We start from the raw sequence: 19,822 nt of genomic DNA on the forward strand, positions 1-19,822 counted from the left end.
CAATCCGAAGTCAAGCGGATTATTTGTTGATCGACAAAAATTGGAGACCGCCATGGCAGGCAGGCCAAGGGAATTCGACCGCGACCAGGCGCTTGAGAAAGCCCGCGACGCCTTTTGGAGACGCGGCTACGAGGGCACCTCGATGGCCGATCTCGTATCGGCGCTTGGCCTCGCATCGGCGCGCATCTATGCCGCCTTCGGCTCGAAGGAGGACCTGTTTCGCGAAGCGGTGGCGCTTTACGAAGCCAATGAGGGCGGCTTCGCCACGCGCGCGCTGCAGGAAGAACCAAACGTCCGGCGCGTCATCGAGCGCATGCTTCGCGACGCCGTCGAAATCTATACGCGGCCGGGGCGGCCGCAGGGCTGCATGGTGGTGACGGCCGCGACCAATTGCGCCGTCGAAAATGACGCCGTGCTGCAATGGCTGGCGGAGCACCGGCTGGCACGTACCGCATCGATCGTCGAGCGATTGAAAAAGGCCGTGCGCGATGGCGAATTGAAGCCGGCCACCGACGCCGCGGCGTTGGGCGATTATTATGCCACGCTGATGCACGGCCTTTCGGTGCAGGCACGCGACGGCATTCCGAAAAAACGGCTGCACGATCTTGTCACCGTCGCCATGCAGGCGCTCGACGCAAGGCTTTCGCAAACGTCCTGAGTTCCGGGCCGTGACGCCTCACTTACCGGCTTGTTCGGCGGCCCTTCTGGGATTGACCTCCGGCGTCGGCGGCGGCGAACGCTGCTTCGTAGATACGATCGAGATGGCGAAGGCTTCTTCGTCGCGCGGCACTTCCAGCATCGGCGCCCCCATGGCTGGCGAAGCAAGAATTGAAATCTCATCCTGCCACGCAAAGTTGCATGGCGGAAGCTTTCAACCGATGGCGCTTATGGATCGCTTACGGCATCGGGCAAATAGCGACGCGCAGGCAGCGCCAAAGCGGACGCCACGCGGTCAAGGGTCGCAGTTCAGGCCCTTTCGGCATGGTTTATTAATTGCTTGACCCGATTGTGAATTCGGGCCGGGTTGAAGCACGACCCCAAAAAGGCCATGCTTTACCTGTAAAGATCGAGTCTACGGCGATCCCGCTGACGCGGAGATGGCGTTTGGCTGAAAGGGATATGATGCGGCAAGGATATGCGCGCTGGCTGACGGGGCTGGCAATCGCGACGGGCATGGCGATCTCGGCTCTGCCGGTCCATGCCAAACAGACCGCAGAGCCGGTCAGGATCACATCCTTCTCGGGGGCCTATCTCGCCGCCCGGATTGCCGAAGGCGACAACGACCTCGACAGCGCCGTCTCCTACTACAAGCAGGCGCTTGCCTTCGATCCGAACGATACGGGACTGCAGCAGAGCCTGATGCTGTCGCTGATCGCACAGGGGCGCTTCGATGAGTCCCTGGTCTACGCCGACAAGCTCAAGGCGGTTCCCGATGTCGAGCGCTTCTCGCGCCTGGCGCTGGCCATCGATTCCTTCCACAAGAAGGATTTCTCCAAGGCCGAATACTGGCTCAAGCTGTCGCTCGAATCCGATCTCGACCGGCTGATTTCCGGCGTCATGACCGGCTGGGCCAAGCAGGGTGCGGGTGACGCCGGCGAGGCCATGGCTTCCATCGACAAGCTGCAGGGCCCCGACTGGTTCGGCCTGTTCAAGTCCTTCCACCGTGCCTTGATTGCCGACGCCTCCGGCCTGCCCGACAGGGCGGATGCGCTCTACACCGCCACCCTGCAGGACACGGCCGCCGGCGGTGCCGCCCCCGAAACATGGATGCGCAACGCGCAGGCCTACGCCTCTTTCCTCGCCCGTAAGGGCGACAAGGCCAAGGCGCTGTCGGTGCTCGACCAGGCCGAGACATTTGCGCCCGGCAAGGTCGAGATTGCAGCCCTTCGCGACAAGATCAACAAGGGCGAAAGGATCCAACCCTTCGCTGCCGGCCCGTCGGACGGCGCCTCGGAAATCCTGCTCGATCTCGCCACCGCGCTCAACCGCGGCGGCGGCGAGCCGTTCGTGCGGCTTTATCTGCAATATGCGCTGGCGCTGCGGCCCGACAATGACGCGGCGCTCGTTCAGCTTGCCGCCGTTGCCGAGCAGTTGAAGGACGGCGAGGGCGCCATCGCGCTCTATCGCCGCATTCCCGCCGGTTCGCCGCTGAAGGAGCTTTCGGACCTGCAGCTCGGCCTCAACCTTGCCGATCTCGACCGCAACGACGAGGCGATCACCCACCTCAAGGCCATCGTCGATGCGCATCCCGACGACATGCGCGCCTATCTGGCGCTCGGCGGGGTCTATTCCTCGAAGGAGGATTTCCGCTCCGCCGCCAATCTTTATGACAAGGCGGTCGAGGTGCTGAAGACGCCGACCGCCGTCAACTGGAACATCTTCTACCAGCGCGGCATCGCCTATGAGCGGCTGAAGGAATGGCCGAAGGCCGAGCCGAATTTCCGCAAGGCGCTGGAGCTCTACCCCGACCAGCCGCAGGTTTTGAACTATCTCGGCTATTCCTGGGTCGACAAGGACATGAACCTCAAGGAAGGCCTCGCGATGATCCAGAAGGCCGTCGACCTGAGGCCGAGCGACGGCTACATCGTCGATTCGCTGGGCTGGGCCTATTATCGCCTTGGCCAGTTCGACGACGCTGTGCGCGAAATGGAACGCGCCGTTTCGTTGAAGCCGGAGGATCCGGTGCTCAACGATCACCTCGGCGACGCCTACTGGCGCGTTGGCCGCAAGCTGGAAGCCACCTTCCAGTGGAACCAGGCCCGCGACCTGAAGCCGGACCCGGACGTGCTTGCCGCCTTGCAGCAAAAGCTGATGAAGGGCCTGCCGCCGATCGAATCCAACACGGCGCAGGAAACCCCGAACGTAAAGCCCGAGCCGGCGCCCGCCCCGAAGGGGTGACCCCATCGCCTTGACGGTCGCGGAGCGGCACTCTACGAGGTGCCGCATCCCGCCGGAGGCCGCCGTGACCGTTGACATCCCTGCCCACACGCATCCCAGCCGCTCGTTCCAGGGGCTGATCCTGACCTTGCATAATTATTGGGCGGACTATGGCTGCGTCGTCCTCCAGCCTTACGACATGGAAGTCGGCGCCGGTACCTTTCATCCGGCAACGACATTGCGCGCGCTCGGCCCAAAACGCTGGAACGCGGCCTATGTCCAGCCCTCGCGCCGCCCCAAGGACGGCCGCTATGGCGAAAATCCGAACCGGCTGCAGCATTATTACCAATACCAGGTGATCCTGAAGCCCAATCCGCCCAATTTGCAGGAGCTTTACCTCGGCTCGCTGGCCGCGATCGGCATCGATCCGCTGCTGCACGACATCCGCTTCGTCGAGGACGACTGGGAAAGCCCGACACTGGGCGCCTGGGGACTGGGCTGGGAGTGCTGGTGCGACGGCATGGAGGTGTCGCAGTTCACCTATTTCCAGCAGGTCTGCGGCATCGAATGCGCGCCGGTGGCGGGTGAGCTCACTTACGGGCTGGAACGGCTGGCCATGTATGTGCAGGGCGTCGACAATGTCTACGACCTCAACTTCAACGGCCGCGAAGGCGCCGACAAGGTGACCTATGGCGACGTCTTCCTGCAGGCCGAGCAGGAATATTCGCGCCACAATTTCGAATTCGCCAACACGGTGATGCTGCTCAGGCATTTCGAAGACGCCGAGGCCGAGTGCAAGGCGCTGCTACAAGCCGGCGCGCCGGCGTCGAACGACAATCTGGCGATGCACAGGATGGTATTCCCCGCCTACGACCAGTGCATCAAGGCCAGCCATGTCTTCAACCTGCTCGACGCACGCGGCGTCATTTCCGTCACCGAGCGCCAGAGCTACATCTTGCGGGTGCGCAATCTGGCCAAAGCCTGCGGCGAGGCGTTTCTGCTGACGCAGGCGGGTGGAATGGCGGCTTAGCTCCAGGCGATTTCGACAGGGGCGCTGATTGGCAACGTGCCTTGGCCGCTTGCACCGGCTATTGTCCGCAGCGCCTGCCGGACGCCGGGCATCGAGAAGGCACCGTGCACCTGCGCTGTAAAACAGGCGCTGAGCGCGAGGATCTGCAGGAATGTCGATGCCGTTTTCATGGTCGTTCAGCCAATAGCTCTCTGCCTGAGCGTTGGTCGCTTCAGCGCTGCGTTCGGTTCATGGAAATCTTTGATCCAAGGACGGGCGGACCGGCGCGTGTCCGACAGGAGGCTGAATTTTTTCGGAAATCGCCGCTGGACGCCTTGATCGTGCTGGCCCGATCTTGCTGGGAAGGGTGACAGCAGCCGACCGAGTTGCTATGCCCCGCTTACCTCCGCCTCGATGGGGGAGGACGCCGCGAAGCGGCGGCTGTTTTTTGTCGCGTGAGCTCTTTCAATGCCTGACCTGCTTCTAGAACTTCGTTCCGAAGAAATCCCCGCTCGCATGCAGCGCAAGGCGGCCGGCGATCTCAGGAAGCTTTTGACCGACGGTCTGGTCGAAGCCGGGCTGACCTATGAGGCGGCGCGCGAATATTGGACGCCGCGTCGGTTGGCGCTCGACATCCGCGGCCTGACCGCCCGCTCGAAGGACATCAGCGAGGAGATCAAGGGCCCCTCGACCAAGGCGCCCGAGCAGGCGGTGCAAGGTTTTCTGCGCAAGGCCGGCCTTGCCTCGATTGCCGAGGCGCATGTCCATTCCGATCCGAAGAAGGGCGACTTCTATGTCGCCCATATTTCCAGGCCGGGCAGGTCGGCGGAGCAGATCATCGCCGAGCTGGTGCCGGGCATCATCCGCAACTTCCCCTGGCCGAAATCGATGCGCTGGGGGCCGGCGTCGGCCAAGCCCGGGTCGCTGCGCTGGGTGCGGCCGCTGCAATCGATCCTGTGCACCTTCGGCCCGGAAACCGAGGAGCCGGTGGTGGTCGATTTCGAGATCGACGGTATCCGCTCAGGCAACGTCACCTACGGCCACCGTTTTCATGCGCCGGGCGCCATCACGGTGCGCCGCTTTGACGATTACGTCGCCAAGCTTGAAGCGGCCAAGGTCGTGCTCGATGCCGACCGACGCAAGGAGATCATTCTTGCCGATGCCAGGAACCTCGCCTTCGCCAGCGGGCTCGACCTCGTCGAGGACGAGGGGCTGCTGGAGGAAGTGTCGGGCCTGGTCGAATGGCCCGTCGTGCTGATGGGCGAATTCGAGCAGGATTTTCTGGCCATTCCGGCCGAGGTGATCCGGCTCACCATCCGCGCCAACCAGAAGTGTTTTGTGACGCGGCCGCATGGCGCGGGCGAAGAGCTCTCCAACCGCTTCATCCTGACCGCCAATGTCGAGGCCAAGGATGGCGGCAAGGAGATCGCCCATGGCAACGGCAAGGTGGTGCGCGCCCGCCTGTCCGACGCGCTCTATTTCTGGAAGACCGACCAGGGCGACCTGCCGGATCTCGACCAGTTGCAGGCATCGGCGGAAAAGTTCGGGCTTGACCTCAACAAGCCGCTCGACCAGCGCATGGCCCGCCTCGACCATCTCAATGTGACGTTTCATGCCAAGCTCGGCACGCAGGGCGAGCGGGTGGAGCGGATTGCGCGCTTGGCCGAAGAACTGGCACCAATCGTGGTGCGCGCAATCTCCCCCCTTGAGGGGGAGATGGCCGGCAGGCCAGAGGGGGTCGCTTCGCGTGAAGCGCCGGCATCCTCGGTCCACAAGAGAGAGTCGCGTCAGGATGCACCGATCCCCTCTGTCGCCTTCGGCGACATCTCCCCCTCAAGGGGGGAGATTACCGCGCTGGCGCGTCGCGCTGCCGTCCTCGCCAAGGCCGATCTCACCACCGAGGTGGTTGGCGAATTCCCGGAACTGCAGGGCGCCATGGGTCGCAAATACGCCCTGCTGCAACGCGAGCATCCGTCGGTCGCCGCTGCGATCGAGGAGCACTACAAGCCGCAGGGGCCGTCAGATCGCGTGCCGACTGATCCGGTATCGATCGCCGTGGCGCTCGCCGACAAGCTCGATACGCTGGTCGGGTTCTGGGCGATCGACGAAAAACCGACCGGATCGAAGGACCCCTATGCGCTGCGGAGAGCGGCGCTGGGGGTAACGAGGATACTGATTGAGAACGGGATTAGGTTGTCCCTGAAATCTGTGGCCAATATCGCGTCCGAAGATATTGCAGGTCACATACGCGATCCCAAACTCGACCGACAGTTCGAAATTGCTGCGGAGCTAGAGCAGCAACTCGGAGGAGATTCGCTTACCGATCTCGTCATCGAACGCGATTCCGCAATCTCAAACAACACCTTTGAGCGTTCCGGAGAAAGGCAGCAGCAAGAGATCAACAATCTCCTCTCCTTCTTCCACGATCGCCTCAAAGTCTATCTCCGCGATCAGGGTGCGCGGCACGACCTGATCGACGCGGTGCTGGCGAGTGGCGCTGCCCCCTCATCCGGCCCTTCGGGCCACCTTCTCCCCGCTGGGGAGAAGAGGCTGGCACCGGCGTTGGCGACCTCTTCTCCCCTCGGGGAGAAGGTGGCCGCGAAGCGGCCGGATGAGGGGGCTTCGCAAAACGACGACCTTCTGCAAATCGTCCGCCGGGTCGAAGCCCTTGGCTCGTTCCTCGACACCGAGGACGGCAAGAACCTGCTTGCCGGCACCAAGCGCGCGGCCAACATCGTGGCTGCCGAAGAGAAGAAGGCGACAGCGATCGCAAGCAGCGTTGAGCCGGCTCTGTTCCGGGAGGGCGCCGAAAAAACCCTGTTCGCGGCGGTGAATCAGGCCGAGAGGCAAGCCGGCGAAGGAATTCAAAACGAAGACTTTTCCGCCGCCATGCTGGCGCTTAGCGTGTTGCGCGAGCCGGTTGATTCATTCTTTGAGAAAGTCCTGGTAAACGACGAGGACCAGGCGGTGCGCGCCAATCGCCTGGCATTGCTCGCCCGCATCCGCGCGGCGACCGACCGGGTCGCGGATTTCTCCAAGATAGCCGGCTGACGTCTGGGAAAAAATCATCGCTTGTGGCGCTATTTGGGCTGGTCGGGAGCTGCTAGCGGCGCAGGCTGCGGCGCTGCCGGCTCAGGGGTTTTGCTGGCGACCTTTGGATCGGCCTTGCTGTTCGCGGCGGGCGCGGCGGCGGTGGCCGGCGCGGCTCTGGGCGCGGGCGTTGCAAAGGCATCGCCGACGATACCGCCGCGAATGATCATCGGGCTTCCGGTGAAGCCATGGCTCGGCTGGCTCGGGATTGCCGCGACCTTTTCATCGGTGACGTTTCCATTGACGTTGGCCAGCTTCTCGCCAAGCGCGACGATCGACGGTGTTTTCGTCCGCTCGACCGAGCCGGGACTGGCCACCGTACCGACCACCGAAGGCGTCGCCGTCGTCTGCCCGAGAAAAACCAGCGACGAGGCCTGTGCCGTGCCGGCCATAACCGCCAGACCAAGCGCACCAAGGATACGCATCGAAAGCATGATAGTTCCCCTTGCCCAAGAAGACGGCACCCTAGCCGAGGGCAGTTGATGCCGGCTTGCGGGGAAACATAGCATTTTAGCGATTTGCGATTCGCCAACGCCTGGGCTTGCTCGCCCGGCGTCGCCGTATTAGGCACCCGCATCCGTGAGGTGACGACAGTGGCTGAAATTCGTACCGTCGGCGAGGCGATGGAAAGGGCGTTGGCGCTGCTCGAAAGCGGCGACGTCGTCGCCATACCGACCGAGACCGTCTATGGGCTGGCCGGCGACGCGACCAATGGCGTTGCCGTGGCTCGTATCTTCGAAGCCAAGGGTCGCCCGCGCTTCAACCCGCTGATCGCCCATATAGCCGATCCGACGATGGCCGAGCGCATCGCGCTGTTCGATCCGCTGTCGGAAAGATTGGCGCAGGCATTCTGGCCGGGACCGCTGACGCTGGTTCTCCCGCAGCGGCCCGGCAACGGCATTCATCCGCTGGTCACCGCCGGTCTGGACACCATCGCGCTGCGCATGCCGAAAGGCTTTGGCGGCGAGCTGATCGCCAGGTTCGGCCGCGCGCTTGCGGCGCCCAGCGCCAATTCCTCGGGCAGGATCAGCGCCACCACGGCCGAGGCCGTGGCCGCCGACCTCGGTCCCCGGATCAAGCTCATCGTCGATGGCGGCGCGACGCGGGTCGGGCTGGAATCGACGATCCTCAAGGTCGAAGCCGGAAAGCTGCGGCTGCTGCGACCGGGCGGCATTGCCGCCGAAGAGATCGAAGCAGTGGCCGGGACAAAGTTGCTGCGCGGCGCTTCGGACATCGAGGCGCCCGGCATGCTCGCCTCGCATTACGCTCCGGGTGCGGCGGTGCGGCTCAATGCCGGCAAGGTCGCCACAGGCGAAGCCTTGCTGGCCTTCGGCCGCCGCCGTGCCGAGGGCTGGCGCGATGCAGCCGCACTGCGCAATTTGTCGGAGACCGGCGACCTGCGCGAGGCAGCAAGCAATCTCTTCGCTCATCTGCAGGATCTCGATGGCAGCGGCGCCAAAACCATCGCCGTCGAGCCGATCCCGTTCGAAGGGCTGGGCGAGGCGATCAACGACAGGCTTTCGCGCGCCGCCGCCCCGCGTGACAAGATCGCCCCTCGTGACAAGATGGATTGAGCACCATAGTTTCCACCCATGAACGACATTTCCCCCGACCTCGATCCTGCCGTCATCGCGCGCTTTGTGACAATCGTCGGCGACAAATATGCGCTGCGCGACCAGCAGGACATCACGCCTTACCTCGCCGAGCGGCGCGGACTTTGGCACGGCAGGACGGCGCTGGTGCTGAGGCCGGGGACCGTCGAGGAGGTCAGCCGCATCATGCGGCTGGCGAGCGAAACGGGCACGCCGATTGTACCGCAAAGCGGCAACACCGGGCTGGTCGGCGCCCAGGTGCCGGACGCGTCCGGCCGCGAGATCGTGCTGTCGCTGTCGCGGCTAAACCGCATCCGTGAGATCGATACCCTGTCCAACACGGTGACGGTCGAAACCGGCGTCATCCTGCAGACGCTGCAGGAAGCGGCCGATGCCGCCGACCGGCTGTTTCCGCTGTCGCTTGCCGCGCAAGGCTCCTGCCAGATCGGCGGCAATCTCTCTTCCAACGCCGGTGGCACCGGCGTGCTTGCCTACGGCAATGCGCGCGAACTCTGCCTCGGCGTCGAAGTGGTGCTGCCGACCGGCGAAGTGTTCGACGATCTGCGCAAGCTGAAGAAGGACAATACCGGTTATGATCTGAAGGACCTGTTCGTCGGCGCCGAGGGTACGCTCGGCATCATCACCGCCGCCGTGCTCAAGCTTTTCCCCAAGCCCAAGGGGCGCGAGGTGGCGTTTGCCGGCCTGTCATCGCCGGAGGCGGCACTGTCGCTGTTCAGCCTCGCGATGGACCGTGCAGGGGCAGCGCTCACCGCCTTCGAGCTGATCGGCCAGAGGCCTTACGACTTCACGCTTGCCCACGCACAAGGCGTAGTGCGGCCGCTGGCCGGCGATTGGCCGTGGTATGTGCTGATGCAGATCTCGTCGGGCCGCTCGGCCGAGGATGCACGGGCGCTGATCGAAGAGGTGCTGGAGGCAGGCCTCGAGCAAGGGATCGTCGGCGATGCGGTGATCGCGTCAAGCATCGCCCAGGGCGATGCGTTCTGGAATTTCCGCGAAGTGCTGCCCGAGGCGCAGAGACCCGAAGGTGCCTCGATCAAGCACGACATCTCGGTACCGGTGGCGTCGATCCCGCCCTTCATCGAAAAGGCCGCCGGCGCCGTGCAATCGGTCAGTCCCGGCGCACGCGTCGTCTGCTTCGGCCACATGGGCGACGGCAATCTGCACTACAACATTTCCCGGCCGGTCGACGGTGACGACGAGGCGTTTCTCGGCCTTTACCACGTCATGAACAAGGCCGTGCACGACGTCGTGCGCTCGTTTCATGGCTCGATCTCGGCCGAGCACGGCATCGGCCAGTTGAAGCGGGACGAATTGATCGCGACGGCGCCGCCGATCGCGATCGAGCTGATGCGCAGGGTGAAGGCCGCTTTCGATCCCGCCGGCATCATGAATCCCGGTAAGGTTATCTGATCCTTTCGCCGGCCCGCGCCGGTTCGTATTCCGATAACCATCCGCCTCGGATCAGCAAAATTTAACCGACTTTCTTAAGCGCGAGGATAAGAAGCTCGCGCTAATGTTTCTCCACAACGAGGCTGGGAAAACCGGCCCGGAGATCCGGAAACACCGGCTCTCAGGAGAAACAGGAAAGGCACGATATGAACACTGGACTGAAGCCAGTCTGGGCCGGGCGCAATATGCGCCTCGACCCATTCCGCCTGCCGCAGGTGGTGAGCTACGCCACGCGCGACGACTATGGCGACGTTACCTTCACCATCGATCAGCGCGGCGCGGTTATCCGCCGCACGCTGGAGATGAGTGGCGTGCCGGCGATCATCGCTCTGCCCGCCAACGCGTTTCGCGGCGTCGCCGCCCGCGCCATGGAGGATCCGGATGGCAATGTCACAGTGACGCTTGAGCTTCTGCACAACGACCCGATGCTGTCGGTGCCGCTGCTGGTCGCCGACGATCTCGACGACGTCGCCGCCGACTGGCGCGCCTGGGCCGACGCCTACCGCCTGCCGATGCTTCTGATCGAGGCCGACGGCATTGCTCGCACGCTGGAAGAATCACTCGGCGCCGCCATCAAGGCGCTCCCGGCGCAGGACCGTCGCAAAGGTCGCGTCTCGACCATGCGCCGCCCGCGCTTCCTCGCCCGCCGCCGCGCCGGCGACCTCGGCCTCAGGCTGGTCATCGGCGGCGAGGAGCTTATTTCGCGGGAATAGGCCTGAGCGCCTCTTCCTTCTCCCCCTGTGGGAGAAGGTGGCCGAGCGGAGCTCGGTCGGATGAGGGGTGTTCCAGGGACCGCCAACGCCTCATTTCTTCCAACATCCCTCAACCGTCTTGGCGCTACGCGCCAATCCACCTTCTCCCACAGGGGGAGAAGGGAAAAGGCTCCTAAACCAGCGGCTTCAGCGCCACCCAAACCGCGCCGCCGATCAGGCCGAGGAAGATCAGCCAGCCGACCTGGTTGTTCGATCTGAACAGCCTCAGGCACTGGTCCGGATCGTCGATGTCGAGCACGCCGATCTGCCGCGCCAGATGGGCGCCGGCGGCAATCAGCCCGGCGAGCGCCGGCACCGGTGCCTGCGCCGAGGCGAAAGCAATGGCGAAGCAGACCAGCGCTCCGCCATAAAGTCCGGCAAGCCAGGCCTTGGTGTTGTCGCCGAACAGGCGCGCCGTCGAGCGCACGCCGACGATGGCGTCGTCCTCCTTGTCCTGATGCGCATAGATCGTGTCATAGCCGATCACCCACAGGATCGAGCCGATATAGAGCATGATTGCCGGCCCATCGAGATCGCCGAACTCGACCGCCCATCCCATCAGCGCCCCCCAGGAAAAGGCAAGACCGAGAACCAGTTGCGGCCAATTGGTGTACCGCTTCATGAACGGGTAGATGGCGACGATGACCAGCGAGCCGATGCCGAGCAAGATGGCCAAGCTGTTGAACTGCAAAAGCACGGCGAGGCCGACCAGTGCCTGCAAGACAACAAACATCCAGGCCTGCCGGCGCGTAACCTTGCCGGCCGGCAGCGGCCGCGAGCGTGTGCGTTCCACCTGGTTGTCGATGTCCTCGTCGACCAGGTCGTTGTAGGTGCAGCCGGCGCCACGCATGGCGAACGCGCCAAGAAAAAACAGCAGCAGATACCACGGCGACGGCAGCAGCGAGAGCAGCGGGTCCGTCGGACGCGGATAGGCGCTCGCGGCAAGTGCAGCCGACCACCAGCATGGCCACAGCAGCAATTGCCAGCCGATCGGCCGGTCCCATCGGGCAAGCTGCGCATAGGGCCACAACCCCCGCGGCAGCGCGCGATAGACCCAGTGGCCGCTCGGCGCATCGGCGACGCGGCCCTGGGCCGCTTTCGACTGGACGGTTTCCATTTTGCTGGAGTGGCAGCAGAGGCGAATGCCGTCAAGCGTCAAGCAGGCCGGATCCGCTCGCGGCGCGGAATCGCCGCCGCGGACAGCCAAATGTCTTGACCCGCCGCCCGGGGCGCAATAGCGCAGTCCTGATCGGAACGGGCAAGGAATCCAGGCATGCGTGTTTTGCTGATCGGCTCCGGCGGACGAGAACATGCGTTGGCCTGGAAGATGGCGGCGTCGCCGCTGCTGACCAAACTCTACGCGGCGCCCGGCAATCCGGGCATCGGCGGCGAAGCCGAGTTGGTGAGGCTCGATGTTTCGGATCATGCAGCGGTGGTCCGGTTTTGCCGCGAGAAAGAAATAGACCTCGTCGTGGTCGGCCCGGAAGGGCCGCTGGTCGCCGGCATTGCCGACGACCTTCGCGCCGAGGGCATCCGCGTCTTCGGCCCGTCAAAGGCAGCGGCACGGCTGGAAGGCTCGAAGGGGTTCACCAAGGACCTCTGCGCCAAATACGGCATCCCGACCGCCGCCTATGGCCGCTTCGGCGATCTGGCTTCGGCCAAGGCCTATGTCGAGAGAATGGGTGCGCCGATCGTCATCAAGGCCGACGGCCTCGCTGCCGGCAAGGGCGTCACCGTCGCCATGACGCTTGACGAGGCGCTGGCCGCGCTCGACGCCTGTTTCGACGGCTCCTTCGGCCAGGCCGGCGCCGAAGTGGTGGTCGAGGAGTTTCTCAGCGGCGAAGAGGCAAGCTTCTTCTGCCTTTGCGACGGCATCACCGCGCTGCCCTTCGGCACCGCGCAGGATCATAAGCGCCTCAGTGACGGCGACACCGGCCCCAACACCGGCGGCATGGGCGCCTATTCGCCGGCGCCGGTGATGACGCCGGAGATGATCGACCGCACCATGCGCGAGATCGTCGAGCCGACCATGCGCGGCATGGCTGAAACAGGCGCGCCGTTTTCCGGCGTGCTGTTCGCCGGGCTGATGATATCAGACAGCGGGCCGAAGCTGATCGAATACAACACCCGTTTCGGCGACCCGGAATGCCAGGTGCTGATGATGCGGCTGAAGGACGATCTCCTGGTCCTACTCAACGCCGCCGCCGACGGCCAGCTGGCGCACACCTCGGTGCGCTGGCGCGACGAGGCGGCGCTCACCGTGGTGATGGCAGCCAGGGGTTATCCCGGCACGCCGGAAAAGGGCTCGGTCATTCGCGGCGTCGAGGCAGCGGCAGGCGACGGCGTCGAGATTTTTCACGCCGGCACCGCCATCAACGGCGGCGCACTCGTCGCCAATGGCGGTCGCGTGCTCAACGTCACGGCGACCGGCCGCACCGTCGGCGAGGCGCAGAAGAAGGCTTACGCCGCGCTCGACCGGATCGACTGGCCGCAAGGCTTTTGCCGCCGCGACATTGGCTGGCTGGCGGTGGCGCGCGAGCAGGCGAACTGACGCTTCAGGCGGCCCTCAGCCTCAGCGCAGGCCGCGGCCGAATACGGTCGAGACGCTGCTGACCGCATCGGCGGTGGGGGCAATTCCAGACACCGATGCCAGGCGCTCTTCGTTTCGCGTCCAGGCAACATATTCGGCAATCCCGCGCGGAAGGCTCGGCGCCGCCTTCGCCGCAGGCATTTGAAAGCCGCTGCTGAACCTGGCCAAGCGCGTCCTGAATACCGCGACCAGTTGCTCGAGGCTCGCGGGTGCTGCCACTGTGGCATAGGTCATGGCAGTGCCGGCGAGCCCCGCCTCGCGTGAGAGCGGCACCGGTATCGAGGCGAGATAATCCGGCTGCACGTCGATCAGGCCGCCGAACGGCCACTGTGCGCGCAATTCCGTCGCGTTCATCGGCGCGACGCTGACATCGATATCGTTGGGCGTGCCCGCAACCCTGTAGGGACAGCGGAACCGGCCGCAATTTGCTCGCGCCGAAAACTGCCAGAGCGCATAGCCCTGCCAGTTGCCCATCGGAAAATGCACATCGATGTCTGGCTTATAACGCGCGTACCACAGCGGCAACCGGGACAGGAGCGGGTATTTATACTTATTGTCGGCGATATGCCTGGCGGTCGTGCCGTTGGTGTAGAGCACCGGAAAGCGGCCAACCCGACGATGCACATGGCGCACGAATTCCTCGGCATCCTCGAGCGACATCCATTGGGTGGGATCATCGTCCTCGATGTCGAGGGCAAGCAGGTCATCCGGCCCGGGTTTCACGAAATTGATGAAATTATTGGCCTGTCCCACGGGGTTGCCAGGGCGGGCGAGATGATAGGCACCCCATTTCAGGCCCAGCGCCTTGGCCACCACCTTGCGCGTCTGGAACAGTTCCTGTGCCATCGCATGGCGCTTCCAAAGCGTCTTGCACAGACGCATCTCGGTCTCGTCGCCGAAACAGAAATAGGGTGGCGGCATTCCGTCGGATGCCTTGTTGATGAAGCCGACAAGACGCTTGTCGGCAGCTAGCCGGGTCCAGTCAATGGAATTGTATTCGTAGGCGTCGACGACCAGCGCCCGGTCCGCATCCTTCCACGGTTCGGAGAAATCCGAGGCCCTTGCCGGCGTCAGCGCCAGGGTTATCGCGGCCGCGACAAGGAGAAGCGCTGAGCGGACAAGGGGGTGCGCCGGCGTTTTCAAACAGCAGGTCCTTGCTGGCCAAAGCCAGATCCTGAACCGCCATGGTTAAGGAAATGCTTTCGATCGCGGCCCGCGGATGCCACGGCTCGGACAGCTTCTCCGTCGATGGTCTTGATGGTTGTCACTGGCGAGAGGGGATATGAAACGGATTGAGCGCCGGCACTTGCGACAGCGTTCCCTCGGCCTCGCGTTTGCGATGAGGGGTCAGCGAGCATGGTGGTGAGCACAATGTGCCGCGATCCGACCAATAGGCTGCGCCGTTCTCGACCTTACCTTCATGATAGCAAAAACCGGCCGCCCGCCAAAGCAGGCGCATTCGATGCAGCGATGGGCGTCAAGTCTGCGAGCACGAGGCAATCCTATTTCGGTATTCTGCTCTATCTTGGCGAATTTAGCCTGCGTCGTGGCAATTGCAAAATCCACGTGACAAAGTTTGACGTTTACGTAAAAAGAAGATGGACAGGGAACTCCGAAAGCAGATGATTTTGCGCCGGCACGGGTCTTAACTTGGCCTGCCGGACTGAGGAGAGCCAGGCTGAGGAGAAGCGAGCGCCATGTATCGGGCACCGGTCGAGGAAATCGCCTTCACCCTGAAGCATGTCGCCGGCTTGAAGGCGGCGCTCGATGCCGGCACCTTTGGCGAACTCGGCGAAGACCTCGTCGACGCCATTCTGGCCGAGGCCGGCCGTTTCGCCAGTGAGGAGGTGGCGCCGCTCTATGAGATCGGCGACCGGCAAGGCGCGGTGCTCAACGGCGCTGCCGTCACCACGCCAACCGGCTGGAAGGAACTTTATCGCCGCTGGATAGATGGCGGCTGGAACGCGCTGTCCGCGCCGGAAGCGTATGGCGGCCAGGCGCTGCCGGCCATGCTCGGCGCCGCCGCGCTCGAAATGTGGAACTCCGCCTCAATGGCGTTCGGCATCGCTCCGACGCTGACCATGGGTGCGGTCGAAGCACTCGACAAGCACGGCTCGCAAGCGCTCAAGGCCAAATATCTGGAAAAGCTGGTCTCTGGCGAATGGATGGGCACTATGAACCTGACCGAGCCGCAGGCCGGCTCGGACCTGAATGCCTTGCGAACCCGTGCCGAGCCGGCCGGCGACGGCACCTACCGCATCTTCGGGCAAAAGATCTTCATTACCTATGGCGAGCACGATTTCACCGACAACATCATCCATCTGGTGCTGGCGCGGCTGCCGGACGCGCCGGCCGGCACGCGTGGCCTTTCGCTGTTCCTGGTGCCGAAATTCCTGGTTGGCGACGATGGCGCGCTGGGCGGGCGCAATGACGTCTTCTGCTCCGCGCTGGAGCACAAATTGGGCATCCACGCTTCGCCGACCTGCACCATGATCTATGGCGATGGCTTCGAAGGCAGCACGCCCGGCGCGATTGGCTGGCTGGTCGGCGAGGAGAACAAAGGCCTCGCCTGCATGTTCACCATGATGAACAATGCGCGTCTTGCCGTCGGCATCCAGGGCGTCGCGGTCGCCGAGGCGGCGACGCAGAAGGCGCTGGCCTACGCCAATGATCGCCGGCAAGGCAAGGCGGCAAGCTATCGCGGTGCCGGCATGGCGCCGATCGTGCATCACCCCGACATCCAGCGCAGTCTTCTGACTATGAAGGCGCTGACCCAGATTGCCCGCGCCATCTGCTATTCCTGCGCCCACGCCATCGATCTCGCGTCCGCGAGCGAGGATGCAAAGCACTGGCAGGAACGCGCCAATCTTTTGACGCCGCTGGCTAAGGCGTTTTCCACCGATGTCGGCGTCGAGGTCGCCTCGCTTGGGCTTCAGGTGCATGGCGGCATGGGGTTCATCGAGGAGACGGGGGCTGCAGCGCTTTATCGCGACGCACGCATTGCGCCCATTTACGAAGGCACCAATGGCATCCAGGCAATCGATCTGGTGACGCGCAAACTGCCGCTCGGCGGCGGCCAGCATGTGCATGGCTACATCGCCGAGCTCAAGGCCGTCGCCGATGCGGTGCGAGCGTCGAACCTTGAAGGCTTCGGCCGCACCGCCGATCGGCTCGACCAGGCGCTCGACGACCTCTCCCAGGCAACCCGTTTCCTGCAAGACCTGCAGGCCGAAGGCCGTTCGGACGAGGCGCTGGCCGGCGCCACACCTTATCTCAGGCTGATCTCGCTTGCCGCTGGCAGCGCCTATCTGGCGCGCGGTGCGCTTGCCGACCAAAACCGCATCGCGCTTTGCCGGTTCTTCGCCGAGAACCTGCTGGGCGAGGTGGGCGCGCTGAAGGAGCGCGTCATCGGCGGCGCCGACAGCCTTGGCGTTGCCGGCAAGTCGCTGATTTCAGCCTGACGTTCGCAAACGCCCGAAATTCACAAAGGACAATCCGTGACAGACCACATCCTCGTCGAACGCCAGGGCGCCATCCAGATCATCCGCATCAACCGTCCGGACAAGAAGAACGCCCTGACCCGCGCCATGTATGCGACAATGTCGGCGGCTCTTACCGGCGGCGACGCCGATCCGGCGATCCGCGTCCATGTCTTTCTCGGCGTGCCCGGTGCCTTCTCGTCCGGCAACGACCTTGCCGATTTCATGGTCATCGCCTCGGGCGGCGAAGGCGGTACCGAAGTCTGGGATTTCCTGATGGCGTTGGCCAAAGTGGAAAAGCCCATGGTTTCCGGCGTCGACGGGATTGCGGTCGGCATCGGCACCACGCTCAACCTGCATTGCGACCTGACGTTCGCCACGCCGCGCACAATATTCCGGACGCCCTTCGTCGATCTCGGCCTTGTGCCGGAGGCCGGTTCGAGCCTGCTCGCACCGCAGATCCTCGGCCGGCAGGGCGCTTTCGCGCTGCTTGGCCTTGGCGAGGGCTTTTCGGCCGAGCGGGCGAAGGCCGCCGGGCTGATCTACGAGGTGGTCGAGGAAGACGCACTCGAAGCATCGGTATTGGCGGCGGCGGGCCAGATCGCGGCCAAGCCGCCGCAAGCGCTGAGGATCGCGCGAGACCTGATGCGCGGCTCGCGCGAAGACCTTGTCGAGCGCATCGGCCAGGAAAGCCAGCATTTCCGCGAGCGGCTCAAATCCGATGAAGCCCGCGCCGCCTTGACCGCCTTCTTGACCAGGAAAAAGGCCTAGACCTTCTGGCCTTGTCTCGCATCGTGGACCCGCCGGCAGCAACCGGCGGGTTTTCTCGCCATGCTCTCTTTGTCACATCGCCATTTTTTTACATTCGGCCTGGGCCTTTGCCGAAGACGTGTCGATCATGAATGTCTTGCCTTTGGCGTCGGTCATCAACATCATGCAATGCTTGATCGGTTTCGCCATTTTCATCATTTCGGCGCTCATCTTCGCGTCGGGCATCATGGTGCCCATATGCCCATCGGGCATGATCGCCATGACCTCGCCACCCTTCATCACCGTCATTGTCCCCATCGCGTCCTCCGCAAAGGCTTGCGAAGCGAAAAGGCCGGCAAGACCGGCTATCGTGACCAACCTGAGTGAATGCATTGCGTCCTCCTGAATTTGCGCCAGCGGCGCGTTGAGCCCTTCCCTGGTTCGTCCCCGCAAGCTGGAACGTTTCACGCACACGAGATCGTGAAGTGAGATCGGAAGCGCCAGGTCTCTGGAGCCCGGGAGTTCCGGGTGGTTCGGCGCAGGCGGTATGGCCTGACCTGGGTGCCGAGCGACTTACAAGGCCTAAGCCACCGCTGGGCGGCGTGCATGACGGTGAGGATTTCGACAGTCTCGCCGTCGACGCGATGAGGGATGATATACGGCTTCGACCAAGACGAGTTCCCGTGTCCCCTTGATGCGCCCGACACGCCCCATCGCGGTTGTTCGGCGAGATGTCCCGCCGCCGTTACGATGCGCGCAATGACTCTCGCGGCGGCCTCGGGATTGTCTTTCTCGCCATGCGCGCCGATTTCATCAAGCCGCCGCAGCGCCCGCTCGGTTTAGCGGATTGACTGTGGCTTATGCCTGGCGGGTCGACTTGACGTATTTCCCGACAACAGCCTCTACCTCGCCGGCACTGGCAAAATCGCCGCGCGAGGCTTCAGCCAATCCTGCCTCTATTTCGGCGAGTTGCCATTCCTCACGGGCTACAAAATCCTCGATGGCCTGCGCAGCCACATAGGAGTCACTCCTGCGATTGAAACAGCGCGGCATCGTCCCCTACGGATAAAGCCTCACCTTGTCCCAGCCGCCCTCGGCGTTGCGCGAAAAGACGACACGGTCGTGCAGCCGGAACGGACGGTCGTGCCAGAACTCGATGCTCTGCGGCACGATGCGAAAGCCTGACCAGTGTTTTGGCCGCGGGATCTCGCCGATCGCATGGCGCGCCGTGTATTCGGCGACCGCCTTTTCCAGCGCGAAGCGGCTCTCCAGCGGCCGCGACTGTTTGGAGGCCCAGGCGCCGATGCGGCTGCCGCGCGGGCGGGTCGCGTAATAGGCATCGGCGTCGGCGTCGGTGACGATCTCCACCGGGCCGCGCGCCCGCACCTGCCGGCGCAGCGATTTCCAGTGGAAGCACATTGCCGCTTTCATGCTGCCCAGGATCTCACGGCCCTTGGCGCTCTCGAAGTTCGTGTAGAAGACGAAGCCGCCCTCATCGAAGCCCTTGAGCAGCACCATGCGCACATTCGGCATGCCCTCGGCATCGACCGTCGCCAGAGCCACGCTGTTGGGGTCGTTGATCTCGCTCTTCGTCGCATCGTCGAGCCACGCCGCAAAAAGCCGGAACGGCTCCGCCGCCTCGGTAAAGTCACCGCTTGTTAACCCGGTTTCGCTCATAGTTTTCCCAAATTTGTCGCCGGCTGGGGAGATTGCCGATTGTCGCGTATCGCGCAAGCTTTTGACAGTGGGCAATGGAACGTTATCGCTTCGGCCAGCGCCAAAGCCATGATCGTGATAATCGTCCTGCCGCTTGCCGCGTGTGGCGGCGGCGGCTTCAGCCTCGAGCAGGCGGAGGTCGACCGCTCGGTGCTGACCTCGAGCACGCCGGCCCCAGTCACGTCGCTCGATCAGGACCGCGCCTCCGACCAGGCCACGATCCGCAACGCCGTGTCCTCCGCCGACGTCGAGCAACTGGCCGGGCAGGCCGTTCCCTGGGCGAATGCCGACACCGGCTCGCGCGGCTCCATCACCGAACTGGCGGAATTCAGGGCTAACGGCGAGACATGCCGTCGCTTCACCGCGTCACGCGAAAGCTTCGACGGCGTCGTGCTGTTCAAGGGCGAAGTATGCCTGGCCGGCGGCAGCGCCTGGCGAATGCAGGACTTCAAGGCGCTCTGATTTTCCGCCAGCCATATGGTGGCAAGCCACTGGAA

At 63.9% G+C, this 19,822-nt stretch carries 19 protein-coding genes and 1 pseudogene; 11 read left to right on the forward strand and 9 right to left on the reverse strand.

Annotated features, from left to right (window positions below; genetic code table 11):
* Positions 1-52: 52 nt before the first annotated feature.
* A complete protein-coding gene (locus NKJ93_RS10830; protein WP_023716867.1) occupies positions 53-658 on the forward strand; it encodes a TetR/AcrR family transcriptional regulator in 606 nt (201 codons plus the stop codon).
* 18 nt (positions 659-676) lie between these two features.
* Here the strand turns inward: NKJ93_RS10830 and NKJ93_RS10835 are convergent, their stop codons facing one another.
* Entirely contained in the window at positions 677-799 is a 123-nt protein-coding gene (locus NKJ93_RS10835) for a hypothetical protein (RefSeq protein WP_352483732.1), read from the reverse strand.
* A 323-nt stretch (positions 800-1,122) separates the two neighbouring features.
* On the opposite strand from NKJ93_RS10835, the gene NKJ93_RS10840 reads away from it, so the two are divergent.
* Together NKJ93_RS10840 and NKJ93_RS10845 are read left to right on the forward strand one after the other, a co-directional pair.
* Entirely contained in the window at positions 1,123-2,898 is a 1,776-nt protein-coding gene (locus NKJ93_RS10840; protein ID WP_023716869.1) for a tetratricopeptide repeat protein, read from the forward strand.
* A 64-nt stretch (positions 2,899-2,962) separates the two neighbouring features.
* Positions 2,963-3,907 carry a glycine--tRNA ligase subunit alpha gene (locus NKJ93_RS10845; RefSeq protein ID WP_023716870.1) on the forward strand — a complete coding sequence of 315 codons (945 nt, stop codon included), beginning with the start codon at positions 2,963-2,965 and terminating at the stop codon, positions 3,905-3,907.
* Here the strand turns inward: NKJ93_RS10845 and NKJ93_RS10850 are convergent.
* Positions 3,904-4,077, reverse strand: coding sequence for a hypothetical protein (locus tag NKJ93_RS10850; protein WP_023716871.1), 174 nt, complete (start codon positions 4,075-4,077; stop codon positions 3,904-3,906). The two genes, NKJ93_RS10845 and NKJ93_RS10850, sit on opposite strands and share 4 nt — an antisense overlap.
* A gap of 277 nt (positions 4,078-4,354) precedes the next feature.
* On the opposite strand from NKJ93_RS10850, the gene glyS reads away from it, so the two are divergent.
* Positions 4,355-6,937 carry a glycine--tRNA ligase subunit beta gene (gene glyS / locus NKJ93_RS10855; protein WP_352483731.1) on the forward strand — a complete coding sequence of 861 codons (2,583 nt, stop codon included), beginning with the start codon at positions 4,355-4,357 and terminating at the stop codon, positions 6,935-6,937.
* A 29-nt stretch (positions 6,938-6,966) separates the two neighbouring features.
* Here the strand turns inward: glyS and NKJ93_RS10860 are convergent, their stop codons facing one another.
* The gene (locus NKJ93_RS10860; RefSeq protein WP_352548670.1) at positions 6,967-7,410 is read right to left on the reverse strand and encodes a hypothetical protein; all 444 of its coding nucleotides are present in this window, start codon (positions 7,408-7,410) and stop codon (positions 6,967-6,969) included.
* 159 nt (positions 7,411-7,569) lie between these two features.
* Here NKJ93_RS10860 and NKJ93_RS10865 point away from each other — a divergent pair, with 159 nt between their 5' ends.
* The 3 genes from NKJ93_RS10865 (at position 7,570) to NKJ93_RS10875 (ending at position 10,751) form a co-directional block, all read left to right on the forward strand.
* On the forward strand, positions 7,570-8,550 hold the full coding sequence (locus NKJ93_RS10865; protein ID WP_352548669.1) for an L-threonylcarbamoyladenylate synthase: 981 nt from the start codon (positions 7,570-7,572) through the stop codon (positions 8,548-8,550).
* A gap of 18 nt (positions 8,551-8,568) precedes the next feature.
* On the forward strand, positions 8,569-9,999 hold the full coding sequence (locus tag NKJ93_RS10870) for an FAD-binding oxidoreductase (protein ID WP_352548667.1): 1,431 nt from the start codon (positions 8,569-8,571) through the stop codon (positions 9,997-9,999).
* 185 nt (positions 10,000-10,184) lie between these two features.
* Positions 10,185-10,751, forward strand: a complete 567-nt coding sequence (locus NKJ93_RS10875) for a DUF6101 family protein (protein WP_023674094.1) — start codon at positions 10,185-10,187, stop codon at positions 10,749-10,751.
* A gap of 172 nt (positions 10,752-10,923) precedes the next feature.
* On the opposite strand, the gene ubiA is transcribed toward NKJ93_RS10875, so the two are convergent.
* Positions 10,924-11,907, reverse strand: coding sequence for a 4-hydroxybenzoate octaprenyltransferase (ubiA, locus tag NKJ93_RS10880; protein ID WP_352588985.1), 984 nt, complete (start codon positions 11,905-11,907; stop codon positions 10,924-10,926).
* A 156-nt stretch (positions 11,908-12,063) separates the two neighbouring features.
* On the opposite strand from ubiA, the gene purD reads away from it, so the two are divergent.
* Positions 12,064-13,341, forward strand: coding sequence for a phosphoribosylamine--glycine ligase (gene purD, locus NKJ93_RS10885; RefSeq protein WP_352547529.1), 1,278 nt, complete (start codon positions 12,064-12,066; stop codon positions 13,339-13,341).
* Positions 13,342-13,362: 21 nt separating this feature from the next.
* Here purD and NKJ93_RS10890 read toward each other — a convergent pair whose 3' ends face one another.
* Positions 13,363-14,523, reverse strand: coding sequence for a glycoside hydrolase family 25 protein (locus NKJ93_RS10890; RefSeq protein ID WP_502898258.1), 1,161 nt, complete (start codon positions 14,521-14,523; stop codon positions 13,363-13,365).
* Positions 14,524-15,077: 554 nt separating this feature from the next.
* On the opposite strand from NKJ93_RS10890, the gene NKJ93_RS10900 reads away from it, so the two are divergent.
* Complete coding sequence (locus NKJ93_RS10900) at positions 15,078-16,841, forward strand: acyl-CoA dehydrogenase family protein (protein WP_352588988.1); 1,764 nt, start codon at positions 15,078-15,080, stop codon at positions 16,839-16,841.
* 36 nt (positions 16,842-16,877) lie between these two features.
* Positions 16,878-17,630 (forward strand): crotonase/enoyl-CoA hydratase family protein, encoded by a 753-nt coding sequence (locus NKJ93_RS10905; RefSeq protein ID WP_352483724.1) that lies wholly within the window; start codon positions 16,878-16,880, stop codon positions 17,628-17,630.
* A 72-nt stretch (positions 17,631-17,702) separates the two neighbouring features.
* On the opposite strand, the gene NKJ93_RS10910 is transcribed toward NKJ93_RS10905, so the two are convergent.
* From NKJ93_RS10910 to pdxH, 4 genes and pseudogenes are all read right to left on the reverse strand, one after another.
* On the reverse strand, positions 17,703-18,002 hold the full coding sequence (locus NKJ93_RS10910; RefSeq protein ID WP_023716881.1) for a hypothetical protein: 300 nt from the start codon (positions 18,000-18,002) through the stop codon (positions 17,703-17,705).
* 71 nt (positions 18,003-18,073) lie between these two features.
* Positions 18,074-18,436, reverse strand: coding sequence for a type II toxin-antitoxin system RelE/ParE family toxin (locus tag NKJ93_RS10915; protein ID WP_352547692.1), 363 nt, complete (start codon positions 18,434-18,436; stop codon positions 18,074-18,076).
* A gap of 31 nt (positions 18,437-18,467) precedes the next feature.
* A pseudogene (locus NKJ93_RS10920) lies at positions 18,468-18,641 on the reverse strand (CopG family ribbon-helix-helix protein); the annotation flags it as partial.
* A 27-nt stretch (positions 18,642-18,668) separates the two neighbouring features.
* On the reverse strand, positions 18,669-19,286 hold the full coding sequence (gene pdxH / locus NKJ93_RS10925) for a pyridoxamine 5'-phosphate oxidase (RefSeq protein ID WP_352588991.1): 618 nt from the start codon (positions 19,284-19,286) through the stop codon (positions 18,669-18,671).
* A 39-nt stretch (positions 19,287-19,325) separates the two neighbouring features.
* On the opposite strand from pdxH, the gene NKJ93_RS10930 reads away from it, so the two are divergent.
* Entirely contained in the window at positions 19,326-19,787 is a 462-nt protein-coding gene (locus NKJ93_RS10930) for an RT0821/Lpp0805 family surface protein (protein ID WP_352588994.1), read from the forward strand.
* The last annotated feature ends 35 nt before the right edge of the window (positions 19,788-19,822 follow it).

Origin of the sequence: Mesorhizobium sp. M0028 (assembly GCF_040323855.1) — a bacterium.
In the GTDB taxonomy this organism is placed as follows: domain Bacteria; phylum Pseudomonadota; class Alphaproteobacteria; order Rhizobiales; family Rhizobiaceae; genus Mesorhizobium.